Genomic DNA, 12,504 nt, shown 5'->3' with positions numbered 1-12,504 from the left:
TCTTTAACAGGCGGCGGTTGCCCGCCGCGATGATCTTAAAAACCCGCTAACTGATGGAACTGTCCGGCGCTGGTAATAGGCTCTTTCGGCATATCATAGGTTTCGCCGAACCATTTTTTCTGCAACTCAGCCAGCTTGCCGCTCTCGGTCATGTGGTTCATGAATTTGGTCATGTAAGCCAGCAGTTCGGGTGAGTTTTTCGGCACCGGCCACGCCATGTATCCGGGGCCGGAAACCGCCAGACCTTTGGCAAAGATTTTCGGTTTTGCTTTCACCAGATCGTTGACCGAGATAACCACGTTAATCACGTAATCCACGCGCTTATTGGCAAGGTCCGCATAAGCTTCCGGGTAAGACTGATACTCGACCACCGGCCCTAATTTGCCGCCGGTTTTTTCCAGCATCGCTTTCAACTCAGGCAGACGCGCCAGCAGTGCACTGCCTGCCTGGACGCCCACTTTTTTACCGCTGAGATCGGCTATCGTATTCAGGGTTTTATCGTCAGCCCGTTTTACAAAATAGTGCTGGGCGGAGGCCCAGGGCGGCGTGAAATTAAACACGTTGAGGCGTTCATCGGTTATAACGGCACCGGTTAAGGCCATATCATATTGCCCCGTTGAGACAGCGGCGAGCAGCCCTGTCCAGGGTAAAATACTTTGCGTAATGTTGAATTTCGCATATTTACGAAACTCGTCGAGCATATCCTTATTAAAACCATCTGCCTGTCCGTTAGTCATAAAGTTAAACGGCGCGTAGTCATCTTCCGTTGCGACTTTCATGGTGCCATTTTTTTCGATTTCGGGTAAATCCGCTGCAACTGCGTGCAAAGAAAAAGCCAGCGAGAAGATGGCTGCAAGATAATATTTGCCGAATACGTTTTTCATTTCTCTACCCTTAATTTTTTCTGCAAGGCTGATGCATTTCCGTCGTACCGGAGTCTTTGCAATAAATATGCCGAAAGCGATGGTCATCCGGCGTGTTGTGACTGCGTTTTAACAATAGAGACGCTTTCAGAATTCTGAATAGAGCCAGACCGCGATAATGTTTGTGTCAGATCTCCGACAGCTGGTATGGATTTTGCTCGTTCTTTTTTGATGAGATCTCCGGGGAGGGCAATATGATTCGTCACCTGATGCATGTCGATTTCGATGGTCAACGTGGGTTACAGGAGCAGGTACGGGAATCATTGATTAATGCCATTTTGAGCGGCATTTTCCCGGCTGAAACGCCGTTACCTTCCTGCCGGCAGCTGGCCGTGCAGCTCAACGTATCGCGCAATACCACCGCCCTGGTCTTTGAAAGTCTGGTGAATGAGGGCTACCTGATAAGCCGGCCCCGCAGCGGCTATTATCTCCATCCCGACTACTACAGCGCCGGGCAAAATGTGTCTCAACGTGCACCTGAATGCGAAAGCGCTGCACCACTCTGGAGCAAACGGCTGCACATTACCCCCAGTCAGCAGGAGTCTATCCTTAAGCCGGCTGGCTGGATGCACTACCGTTACCCCTTTATCTACGGTCAACCGGATCCCCGGCAGTTCCCGCTTGCCACCTGGCGTACCGCGGCAAACTGGCTGCATGGTGGTGCCCGCGATCCGGCATGGGTGATTGATCACATCGATCAGGATGTACCGGCGCTGATAGAGCAGATCCGCACGCGCGTACTGCCAAAACGAGGCATCGTTGCCGCGCCGGATGAAATTTTGATTACGCTGGGATCGCAGAATGCCCTTTATCTGTTAACCCGCCTGTTAATGTCACGCCAGACCCGAGTGGCGGTGGAAAACCCAGGGTTTCGCGAAGCCATCAACACCTTTCTGCTTGGCGAGCCGCAGATTGTGCCTCATCCGGTAGACGATGAGGGACTTGTGCCAGGTGAGACGCCCTGTGATTATTACTACGTTACGCCCGGTCACCAGGTCCCGACCGGCGTCACCATGAGCAAGGCGCGACGCGCGCAACTGCTGGACTATGCCGCGCGCCACGATGCAGTGATCATCGAAGACGACTACGATTCAGAGAGCAATTTCACGCAAAACCCCCTGCCCGCACTTAAAGCCAGCGACCGCAGCGGACGCGTGATTTATGTCAGTAGTTTGTCAAAAGCGCTGTCGCCCGGTCTGCGTCTGGGCTACATGGTTGCCGCCCCTGAAATTATCGACGAAGCCCGTGCGCTGCGACGTCTGGTCTATCGTCATCCCCCTGCTAACCTCCAGTACCAGATGGCCCATTTTCTGGCACAGGGCCATTACGAAACCCACCTGCGTCGCTATCACGAAGATTCCGCGCGGCGCTGGGACAGGCTGCACGCCGCGCTGCATCGCTTTTTGCCTGAGTGCAAGACCCTTAGCGGGAGTGAGCATGCTAACGCGTTCTGGCTCAGTACCCCGGCGCATATCAGCACCCAGCAGTTGACCTGGCGAGCAGCCCACGCGGGAGTATTAATAGAGCCTGGGGCCCGTCATTTTCTGGAGGGTTCGCCGCCGGATAACTTTTTTCGTATGGGGTTTCATGCCATCAACCCGGACGCCATTATGCCAGGCGTCGAAGTGCTGCGCGGTCAGTTACAGCAGCTCGCCTGACTCCTCGCCCCAGGAGCTTACGCTGGTAAGTGACCGGGGTGAGCGAGGAGAGCCAATGCCCAGGCAACTTGAAGTATGACGGGTATACTTACCTGAACCCTCACAAGGAAAGGATAAGAGAGTATGCCACTACCCGATTTTCACGTATCTGACCCTTTTACCCTGGGCGTTGAGCTTGAACTCCAGGTTGTTAACCCACCGGGCTACGACCTGAGTCAGGACTCATCGCGCCTGATTGATGCCGTAAAGAGTCAGGTAAAGGCAGGTGAAGTCAAACATGACATCACCGAGAGCATGCTGGAGATTGCCACCGGCGTGTGTAAAGACATTAACCAGGCCGCCAGCCAGTTTTCTGCCATGCAGCAAATCATTCTGCAGGCAGCGAACGAGCACCACGTGAAGATCTGTGGCGGCGGAACCCACCCTTTCCAGAAATGGCAGCGCCAGGAGATAAGCAAAGATGAGCGTTATGCCCGCACGCTGGAGATGTTCGGCTATCTGATGCAACAAGCGACCGTTTTTGGTCAGCATGTCCATGTGGGTTGCCAGAACGGTGATGACGCCATCTATCTGCTGCACGGGCTGTCGCGTTTTGTTCCCCACTTTATTGCACTTAGCGCCGCATCGCCTTATATGCAGCGCACCGATAGTCGTTTTGCCTCATCGCGTCTGAACATTTTTTCCTCTTTCCCTGACAACGGACCCATGCCCTGGGTCAGCAACTGGCAGGAATTTGAAGGGCTGTTTCGCCGTCTGAGTTATACCAGCATGATTGAGAGCATTAAGGATCTGCACTGGGATATTCGCCCCAGTCCCAATTTTGGCACCGTTGAAGTGCGGGTGATGGATACGCCGCTTACTCTCTCACATGCTATTAACATGACCGGGTTTATTCAGGCTATTGCCCACTGGTTACTGGCAGAGCGCCCTTTTAAGCATCAGGAGCGCGACTATCTTTTGTATAAATTTAACCGTTTCCAGGCCTGTCGTTTCGGGCTGGATGGCGTTATCACCGACGTCCATACTGGCGAGCAGTGCCGTATTGCCGATGACATTGAACGTATGCTGGAAAAAGTTGCCCCCTGGGCGGATAAGCTTAATGCGGGCAGCGCGATTACCGAACTGGGCTATTTTGTGAGACGCGGCAAAAGCGAAGCGCAACTGATGCGCGATTTCGTAGCCGATGGTGGCTCCCTGATCGGGCTTGTGCAAAAACACACCGAGATTTGGGCGGCGGGGTAATTGCCTGCGGGGAGATTGCACCAGGGTGCACTTTCCCCGACAATACCTCTTTTAACAACCGATTAACTGATATGAAGCACCCACTGGAAACCTTGATCACCGCAGCCGGCATTCTGGGAATGGCGTTCGTTTCCGTCCTGCTGCTCCCCGCGCCTTCGCTGGGGCTGGTGCTGGCACAAACGCTGATGGACACCTTCCATTTTCAGGACCTCAATCAGCTCTATACCATTCTGTTTTGTCTGTGGTTCCTGCTGCTGGGTGCCGTAGAATTTTATGTTTTACGCTTTATCTGGCGGCGCTGGTTCTCTCTGGCGTAAGCCGGTGATGTCCCGTAACCCATGCACTAAGGCCTCGACCCACGCGGCATAATCATGCCCGCTCGACCAGGGGTGGAAACGGCTGTGATAGCCCTTTTCCCGTAGCATACTGTCAAAGTCCATGCTGTTGCGGTAAATACCCCCATCCGGGCCCTGCGCTTCGAAACGTCCGGCCTGTATCCAGAAACGTACCGGGTAACGCGGCGCTTCGGCATATTGCCGCGTTAACCAACCCGCTTTTTCCCCTTGTGGCGCCCACCAGTAGGAGCCGGACAGGCTCAGTACATTGCCGAACAGGCGCGGGTAACGCAGCGCCACCCAGGAGGATGCCAGACCACCATAGCTGGCACCGGCGACTATCGTCTTCTTACGCGCTACCCTAATGCCCTGTTGACGCAGCCAGGGGAGCAGATCGTGGGCCATAAAATCGGCGAAATCGGCGTTTGGCGGTAGCTCCCGTGACCGCCGCGCGTGGTCAAGGCTGTCAATGAAAACAACGTTCACCGGCGGCAGTTGGTGCCGCGCTATCAGCCCGTCCAGCACATTGGCGGTGTGGTAATCGTCCTGCCAGATCTGCCCGTCGAACAGAAACAGGGTCCAGCGCACGGGCTGAGCGGTATGGGGACGGTAGATGATGATTTCCCGGCGGTTACCTAAGCGCGCGCTGTACAAGGATTTACGCATGAGCGAACCGTGCAGAATGGGTTGGGACATGGCTTTACGGGAGAAATAGCGGACCGGGCTTAAGTCCAGCAACGAAGAGCGGTTCCAGCGGTCGGCATGTGGGCAGCTCATCGTGAGGGCGTTAAGGGGATCGGCCTGCGCACTGACCAGAATGGCACGGCGCTGCTCGCGCGGCGTGCCATCGATCTTTGGCACATCCGGTGCAAGCTTATACTGCATGCGCGTATCAGAAGGGACAACATAGCTGCGAAACCAGACGTCTGAATGTGCGAGTTTAAACAGCGGATCGTGATCGCCGGCGGGGGACCCAAGAATAAAGACATTGCCGCGTGCGCCACGCCACAGGAAGGTCACGCGCTTATGGGTTGCATCCACCGGCTCCACCAGCGGCGTACCGTTTTGCTGACGAGCGGCCCAGAACGCTTCCGTGTTTCCCCCGGCTGCCAGCTCCCCTGCCAGTTTTTGCAGCGCCGGGCTGGCAGGATCCAGCACCAGCGCGCGGGAGAGCGGCTCTGTTTCTTTCATGCGCCAGCTAAACGACCAGCGCATGCCCTCATTGCCGTGGAGTACCAGCGATGAAGAGCGTTTTACCGGCAGAGAAAAGAGCAGCGACTGCTCGCCGTCAGCCGGCCCTCCTTCCAGTAACGTGCGCAGGTGATGATGCTGTTCGTCAAGCAGGTGTGCATCCGTTACGCCTTTCAGGGTCGCCTGAACATAATTTTCACTGAGCACGGGAAGCTGAAAACAGACTTCACCGCTGGCATCGAATCTCCCCTGCTGCTCTCCCTGAACCGACGGCGATTCGCAGGGCGCCGCCACCGCAGACAGTGTGCTGAACCCCACCAGTAACCCACCCCAAGCCATCTTCATTCGCGTTGCTCCCTGTAAAATTGCTATTGACGCTAATGCAAATGCTAATAATTTGCAATATCATCTGCGCCGTTAAGGATGGCTCCCCGCGGCGTCTGGGTATGTTTTGGGGAGGCGTGATAGCAGGTAACCACAACAGGAATATAAAAATAATGTTTAAAAAGAACAAAATAACGCAGCTCTGGCTGCTCAGTCTCACTGTTACAGGGGTAAGTTCTCCGGTGCTGGCAAAAACCGGTGGTGAGGAGACGCTCATTGTTTCGGCGAAGGCGGTTGAAGAGCCCACTGCGCCAGTTAAAGGGATAGTCGCCACCAAAACCCTGTCGGCAACCAAAACCTCCGCCGATCTGGTGAAAACGCCGCAGTCCGTTTCGGTCATCACCCGCGACCAGATGAAAGCGCTGGATGCTACCTCGGTGTCACAGGCGCTGCGCTACACCGCAGGCACGTTCACCGAATACCGTGGCGCGTCCAACCGTAACGACGAAGTGTTTGTCCGTGGGTTTAGCTATGTGCCGAAATTCCTCGACGGCCTGAGCTTCGGTGCGACCGCCTCTTCGCAAACCGGCACCGTCGATCCGTGGCTACTGGAGCGCGTGGAACTGGTGCGCGGCCCGGCTTCGGTGCTTTTTGGTCAGGTTAACCCAGGCGGCCTGATTAGCATGACCAGCAAACGCCCGACCAGCGAATCCCTCCATAACGTTCAGTTCCGTACCGGCAATAACAAGCTGGGGGAAGGCGCGTTTGATTTCGGCGGTAAACTGAGCGATGACGGTCGCGTGCTCTACCGCCTGAACGGCATCGCCCGCACCCAGGATAATCAGATAAGCGATTATAAAGAGACACGCATGGCCATTGCGCCGGCTATCACCTGGTACCCGAACGATCAGACGCGCTTCACGCTGCTTACCAGCTACCAGAAAGATCCCGACGCGGGCTACCGCAACTTCCTGCCTTACTACGGCACCGTGGTGAGCGCCAACGGTAACTATCTGCCGTGGAATATGAACGTCAGCGACCCGGATTACGATCAGTCCTGGCGTGAACAGACCATGATTGGCTATGAGGTAGAACATCAGCTCAATGATATCTTTACCTTCCGCCAGAACGCCCGCTACGCCACCATCAAACAGAAATACCGTTATCTGGTGTATGCCAACAGTGCGCCAGAGAGTACCGTGCTCACCCGCCGGGCGCAGCATGAAGCGCGCACCACCAACGAGTTCGGCCTCGATAACCAGCTTGAAGCCCAGTTTGTCACCGCCGCTGTTGGTCACACGGTACTCGGCGGCCTGGACTACAAGCAGAGCAAAGATAAGCAGCTGCTACAGCGCGGTTCCGGCACCCAATATGATTTCGACTGGACGAAACCGACTTACGGCGTGAGCGTGGATGAGAGCACCTTCGCGACGCTCACCGATGAGCAGCAGAATCTGGACCAGATGGGTGTCTATTTACAGGATCAGATGAGCTGGAATAACTGGGAGCTGCTCCTGTCCGGCCGGTATGACTGGTCAGAAGTGCGCAGCACCGACTTTACCGCCTCAGACGCGCTTACTCAGCAGAATGACAGTAAATTCACCTGGCGCACCGGCTTGCTCTATGCCTTCGATTCCGGCCTGTCGCCGTATATCAGCTACAGCACGTCGTTTGAGCCGAATCTGCAAACCAACCGCGCACCGGGCGTCGCCCCCTTTAAACCCACCACCGGTAAGCAGACCGAAGCGGGCCTGAAGTACCAGCCAGTGGACAACACGCTGATGTCGGTTGCCGCCTGGGATCTGCGCCAGACCAACGTGCCGACCTACAACAGCGCGGAAGGCTGGTTTGAAAACGCCGGTGAGATTCGCTCAAAAGGGGTGGAAGCAGAGGTTCACTCAACCCTGTGGGAGAGCTGGAACATTATTGCCTCTTACACTTATACCGATGCCGAAGTGACCAGCACCACGGTGGCGGGCGTGAAAGGCAAAACCCCGCAGCGAGTTCCTGCGCATATGGCCTCTGCCTTTACCAGCTACACCCTGCCCTCCGGTCCGCTCAAAAGTCTGACCGCTGGTGTCGGGATGCGCTACATTGGCACCAGCTATGGCGATGCAAAGAACACCTTCAAAGTGGCGTCGGTGGACCTGTATGACGTGATGCTGGGATACTCACTCGGTGAGCTCAATGACAACCTGAAAGGGGCGAGCGTGCAGTTTAATGTTAACAACCTGGCGAACACCAAATACGTCGCCTCCTGCGCCAGCGACACCGCCTGTTTCTACGGCGTGGGTCGTACCCTGACCGCGACCGTGAATTATGCCTGGTAATTGTTGAAAAAAACCGGCTGTTATCCAGCCGGTTATTTATCAGTGAGTCTGCGGATGATGCTCTTTGCGCCAGGCGCCCGGCGGCTGATGAAAGGTGCGGGTAAAGATCCGCGTAAAGGTCTGCTGGGAATCAAAGCCATACTTCAGGCAAATGTCGTAAACCTTTTGATCGGTGTTTAATAAATCCTGCGCCGCCATCGACAGCTTACGTTCACGAATGTAGCGCCCCAGACTCTCCCCTTTGTACTGTAAAAACAGCCGTTGCAGGTGCCATTTTGAGTAGCCGGAATGGCGGGCGATATCGTCAATCCGTAATGGTTGATGCAAATTATCGTCGATCCATCCGACGATGGTGTCGATAACCTGAGCGGAAATAGTCATGTTACGCTCCCCTCTGCTCTTCGAAAAAACCTATTCCCACCAGGCCCGGAAGCCTTGCGCAGGGTCTGCCGCCAGAACCGGCTCGCCCAGCGTGGGGGTTAACAGTCGATACCCTTTTCCCTGGCTTGCCAGAGCCAGTCGTTTATAAGGGTCATCCCAGGTGTGCTTCGCCAGCACAAAACGTCCCGCGTGACCCGGCAACACCGCCTGAGCGTTAAGCTCCTGGGCTGCCAGGGCCGTCTCCTCCGGCATCATGTGGATGTACTTCCAGTCCTCGTCGTACTGACCGTTTTCCATAATGGCCAAATCCACCTTGCCAAATTGCTCTCCAATGGCTTTGAAATGGGGCCCATAGCCGGAGTCACCGCTGTAATAAAGCGTGCGATCGCCGGTCACGAACATAAAACTGGCCCACAGCGTCTGGTTACGTTTCAGACCACGTCCTGAGAAGTGCCGCGCCGGAAGTACATGCACCTCCAGTCCGTCTGCCACGCTGATGGTTTGCTGCCAGTCGGCTTCCTGAATAATGTCCGGGTTCATGCCCCAGTAGCGCAGGTGCGACCCGACGCCCAGCGGGGTCACCACCCGTTTGACCTTCGGCAACAACCCTTTGATGGTGGCGTAGTCGAGGTGGTCATAATGGTCATGGGAGATAACCAGCAGATCGATCTCCGGCATCGTCTGCGCCGTCCAGGGGTACTCCCCGGCGAACGCTTTGTTCAGGAAGGAGAAGGGTGCCGCGTAATGGCTCAGTACCGGGTCAATCAGAATGCGTTTACCGGCGAGCTGCAAATACCAGGAAGAGTGCCCCAGCCACACCACGGTGTCCTGCGCCAGCGGCAGACTCATGAGATCGGTCTTCATCAGCGGTAAAGGCTGCTGCGGACGCGCGTTTTCACGACGGGTGACCAGAAAATCCCACATTGCCGCGAGCATATTTTTCTGCCCGGTATAGTTGGGTGTCGGCAGTTGATTCTGAAACTCGCCGTCACGGTAGTGCGGCGACTGCTCGACACGCATGCGCTGTTCACCCTGCGGTGGCTGACCGAACCCGGCGTTAAGCACAAAGGGTAAACTGGCGGCTGAAACAAGGAGCATTATGAGCACCACGCTGAACGTAAGACGTTTCATCTTCCCTTCCTGAAAGCGGTCCCCATCCGTTGGAACGCCAAAATGTGTTAAACTTGAATATGAGTGAGTAAGCACTCATTATAGAAATGATTAGAATGTCGTCAAGATGATTTTCGAAGTTTGACATTGAACGTTGCAGCGCCGGAATGGGCATGTTTCAATCGTGGGTTTTAAACCCAGAGGAGAAAAATGTAGTGGCTCGTCCTAAGAGTGAAGACAAAAAACTGGCATTACTGGATGCGGCGGCCGTCGCTATCGGTCAAACCGGCATTGCGGCCTCAACGGCGGCGATTGCCCGTAATGCAGGTGTCGCTGAAGGCACCCTGTTTCGCTACTTTGCCACCAAAGATGACCTGCTCAACGCCCTCTATCTGTATTTAAAATCCGATTTATGTCGGACCATGATCGACGGGCTTGACCGCGCCGTCACCGATCCGAAATTGCATACCCAGTCCATCTGGAACAGTTATATTGACTGGGGAATTCGCCACCCTACAGGCCATAATGCCATTCGCCAGATTTCCGTGAGCGAAAAAATCACCCCCGCCACGCGCCAGAAGGTTCATGAGATGTTCCCGGAGCTGCACGAGATCTGTCACCGGTCCATTATGTCTGAGTTTCTCTCTGAGGCGTTTTCGTCTTTTGGCGATGCCATCTTCCTGACGCTTGCCGAGACAACCATGGATTTCGCCAGCCGCGACCCTGAAAAGTCGAAAGAGACCAAACGCCTGGGCTTTGAAGCCATGTGGCGCGCACTGACCGCAGAGGGGCACCGTGGACAGTAAAACCCTGCATGCGTTTGCACACCGTACCGCGCTGGCGTTGCCCTTTACCGACCACTGCTGGCCGTTTGGCCCGGAACATGACGTCTTTAAAGTGGAGGGAAAGATTTTCATGATGACCACCACAGCACACGGCAGACCCCTGGTGACTCTGAAGTCCGATCCTCAAAAATCCCTGCTTAATCAACAGATTTATCGCAGCATTGAGCCAGGCTACCACATGAATAAGAAGCACTGGATCTCGGTTTTCGCTGGTGACGATATCACCAAAGCGCTGCTGGCTGACCTGATTCACGATTCACGCGAACTGGTGGTGGACACGCTGTCGCGCAAAGCACAACAACGTCTGCGCCCACGCTAGCCCTGCCCCTGTTCCTCACTGACGAAACGCGTTACCGTGTGGGTCCGATGACTGACAGGAGCAGAACGCGTGGAACTGGCGATTTATCAGGTTGATGCCTTTAGTAACGGCCCGTTTTCCGGCAACCCGGCCGCAGTGTGTATTACCCCCGACGCCCTGGAAGCTGCAACGATGCAAAACATTGCAGCGGAGATGGCCGTCTCCGAAACCGCTTTTTTGACGCTTCGCACAAGACAGTTACGCTGGTTCACCCCGCTTGCCGAAGTCGATCTTTGCGGTCACGCTACCCTCGCTACCGCCCACGTATTACGCCAGACGGGTCAATTGCAGGTGGGTGAACGCATCGAATTTACCACCCTCTCCGGCCCGCTTACCGCTATCGCTCACGCGTCAACGATTGAACTTGATTTCCCGCTGACGCCGCCGGATATGCGTCATCTCCCCGACGCGCGAAAAGTGGCGGCGCTTGGGCTTGAGGAAAAGGAGATAGTGGCCTGCGGCAGATACGGAGCCAAAGAGATGATCGTCATTGAAGATGCGCAGCGCATTGAGAACCTTGCCCCCGATTTTCAGGCGCTCGCGGCACTCCCAGGCCGCGGCGTGGCGGTTACCGCGCCGGGCAGGGAAAATCAGGATTTTATCTCCCGCTATTTTGCTCCCTGGGTCGGCGTAAACGAAGATCCGGTGACCGGATCGGCGCATTGCGCCCTCGCCGCCTACTGGTCAGCCCGCTCCGGTAAGCGCTCACTACGTGCCTGGCAGGCCTCCGCACGCGGCGGCGAGGTAGTGATTGAGCTCGCCGGCTCCGACCGCGTAAGACTCTTCGGCGCGGCCCATACGGTGCTGGCAGGAAAACTCTTTATCTAAATCTGGTGCTCCCTTGCAGGTGGCCCGGCACTGTGGAAGTGTCGCACCACTGCGGTTCGCATCAGGGTGTTCGGCAAAGGGAGTTTTCACTCAGGAAGGCAGTTTCGCCACCATTCGCCAGCGGAACCACAACTGCGCAAGCAGGATAAGCACACCACCGAGAATTTTTTGTAGCGGCAGGCGCTCGCTGTACCACAGCGAGGCCGCAATGACCGTGAGCAGGGGCTCCAGCACCATAATCAGCGCCGCGCTGGCGACCGCTGCATACTTCTGCCCCTGTATCTGCAGACCAAAGCGCAGGCTGGTGGCAATAAAAATACTGGCCACCAGCCACATGATGGTCGGGGCCGTTAACGGCTGGGTCCAGTGTTCAAACAGCAGTGAGAAGAAGACGCCGATGCTGCCCGTTACCGCCAGTTGCACGGTGGTAAGGGGAATGAGCGGGACATCTCGTGCTAAACGGCTGGTGTAACAAAAGGAGATGGATTGCACAAACGCGGTCAGCAGGAACCACCCCTGGCTCGGGTGAAACACAATCGGGGTGTGTAAGCTCAGTAACGCAAGTCCGATAACGGCGACCGGCAGACACTCCCAGTACGCGCGGGCCGGACGCACGCCCATCATCGCCCAGGCCACCAGCGGCACAAACAGCATGGAGAGGCTCATGATAAAAGCCCCCTCTCCGAGCGAGGGCGTGGTGGAGACCGACCAGATCCACAGGCACATGTTTGCCGCCATCCACAGCCCGCTGGTTACCGCCTGGCGACGCCATTGCGGGGGAATACTCTGACCACGGCAAAAGGGCAATAACACCAACGCCGCCCCCAAAAAACGCACCCCCAGAAAGGCGAAAACCGGCATACCGGAAATAGCCTCTCGGGAAAAAATCCACCCACAGGCGGCAATCAGCGTGGTGAAAACGAGAAAGAGTTCTGCTTGTCGTTGCCGGTTCATGGCAAAGCTCCCTGAGCATAAAAAA

12 protein-coding genes are annotated in these 12,504 nt (G+C 55.9%); 7 read left to right on the top strand and 5 right to left on the bottom strand.

The features are described from left to right. Window positions 1-35 precede the first annotated feature (35 nt). The gene (locus M1D91_RS06085; protein WP_437434228.1) at window positions 36-884 is read right to left on the bottom strand and encodes a transporter substrate-binding domain-containing protein; all 849 of its coding nucleotides are present in this window, start codon (window positions 882-884) and stop codon (window positions 36-38) included. Between the two features lie 233 nt (window positions 885-1,117). Here M1D91_RS06085 and pdxR point away from each other — a divergent pair, with 233 nt between their 5' ends. From pdxR to M1D91_RS06070, 3 genes are all read left to right on the top strand, one after another. Continuing rightward, the gene (gene pdxR / locus M1D91_RS06080; protein WP_437434227.1) at window positions 1,118-2,581 is read left to right on the top strand and encodes a MocR-like pyridoxine biosynthesis transcription factor PdxR; all 1,464 of its coding nucleotides are present in this window, start codon (window positions 1,118-1,120) and stop codon (window positions 2,579-2,581) included. 123 nt (window positions 2,582-2,704) lie between these two features. After that, window positions 2,705-3,823, top strand: coding sequence for a YbdK family carboxylate-amine ligase (locus M1D91_RS06075; RefSeq protein WP_437434226.1), 1,119 nt, complete (start codon window positions 2,705-2,707; stop codon window positions 3,821-3,823). Window positions 3,824-3,894: 71 nt separating this feature from the next. Next, window positions 3,895-4,140 carry a DUF1158 domain-containing protein gene (locus M1D91_RS06070; protein ID WP_437434225.1) on the top strand — a complete coding sequence of 82 codons (246 nt, stop codon included), beginning with the start codon at window positions 3,895-3,897 and terminating at the stop codon, window positions 4,138-4,140. On the opposite strand, the gene M1D91_RS06065 is transcribed toward M1D91_RS06070, so the two are convergent. Next, entirely contained in the window at window positions 4,102-5,694 is a 1,593-nt protein-coding gene (locus tag M1D91_RS06065; RefSeq protein ID WP_437434224.1) for an alpha/beta hydrolase-fold protein, read from the bottom strand. The two genes, M1D91_RS06070 and M1D91_RS06065, sit on opposite strands and share 39 nt — an antisense overlap. A gap of 152 nt (window positions 5,695-5,846) precedes the next feature. Between M1D91_RS06065 and M1D91_RS06060 the strand changes: the two genes are divergently transcribed. Continuing rightward, complete coding sequence (locus tag M1D91_RS06060) at window positions 5,847-8,003, top strand: TonB-dependent siderophore receptor (protein WP_437434223.1); 2,157 nt, start codon at window positions 5,847-5,849, stop codon at window positions 8,001-8,003. Between the two features lie 39 nt (window positions 8,004-8,042). Here the strand turns inward: M1D91_RS06060 and M1D91_RS06055 are convergent, their stop codons facing one another. After that, a complete protein-coding gene (locus M1D91_RS06055) occupies window positions 8,043-8,384 on the bottom strand; it encodes a RamA family antibiotic efflux transcriptional regulator (protein WP_437434222.1) in 342 nt (113 codons plus the stop codon). Between the two features lie 30 nt (window positions 8,385-8,414). Beyond that, the gene (locus M1D91_RS06050) at window positions 8,415-9,515 is read right to left on the bottom strand and encodes an MBL fold metallo-hydrolase (RefSeq protein ID WP_437434221.1); all 1,101 of its coding nucleotides are present in this window, start codon (window positions 9,513-9,515) and stop codon (window positions 8,415-8,417) included. A gap of 194 nt (window positions 9,516-9,709) precedes the next feature. On the opposite strand from M1D91_RS06050, the gene M1D91_RS06045 reads away from it, so the two are divergent. From M1D91_RS06045 to M1D91_RS06035, 3 genes are all read left to right on the top strand, one after another. Then, window positions 9,710-10,300: a TetR/AcrR family transcriptional regulator gene (locus M1D91_RS06045; RefSeq protein ID WP_437434220.1), complete on the top strand. Its 591-nt coding sequence runs from the start codon at window positions 9,710-9,712 to the stop codon at window positions 10,298-10,300. After that, window positions 10,290-10,658: an MmcQ/YjbR family DNA-binding protein gene (locus M1D91_RS06040; RefSeq protein ID WP_437434219.1), complete on the top strand. Its 369-nt coding sequence runs from the start codon at window positions 10,290-10,292 to the stop codon at window positions 10,656-10,658. The genes M1D91_RS06045 and M1D91_RS06040 overlap by 11 nt, the downstream gene beginning before the upstream one ends. A 69-nt stretch (window positions 10,659-10,727) precedes the next feature. After that, window positions 10,728-11,525 carry a PhzF family phenazine biosynthesis protein gene (locus M1D91_RS06035; RefSeq protein ID WP_437434218.1) on the top strand — a complete coding sequence of 266 codons (798 nt, stop codon included), beginning with the start codon at window positions 10,728-10,730 and terminating at the stop codon, window positions 11,523-11,525. Window positions 11,526-11,615: 90 nt separating this feature from the next. Here the strand turns inward: M1D91_RS06035 and M1D91_RS06030 are convergent, their stop codons facing one another. Continuing rightward, window positions 11,616-12,479: a DMT family transporter gene (locus tag M1D91_RS06030; RefSeq protein WP_437434217.1), complete on the bottom strand. Its 864-nt coding sequence runs from the start codon at window positions 12,477-12,479 to the stop codon at window positions 11,616-11,618. Window positions 12,480-12,504 lie beyond the last annotated feature (25 nt).

It is taken from the genome of Enterobacter sp. SA197 (genome assembly GCF_054131575.1).
Note: the sequence above shows the minus strand (reverse complement) of the source record. Positions and strands in the feature narration are given on the sequence as shown.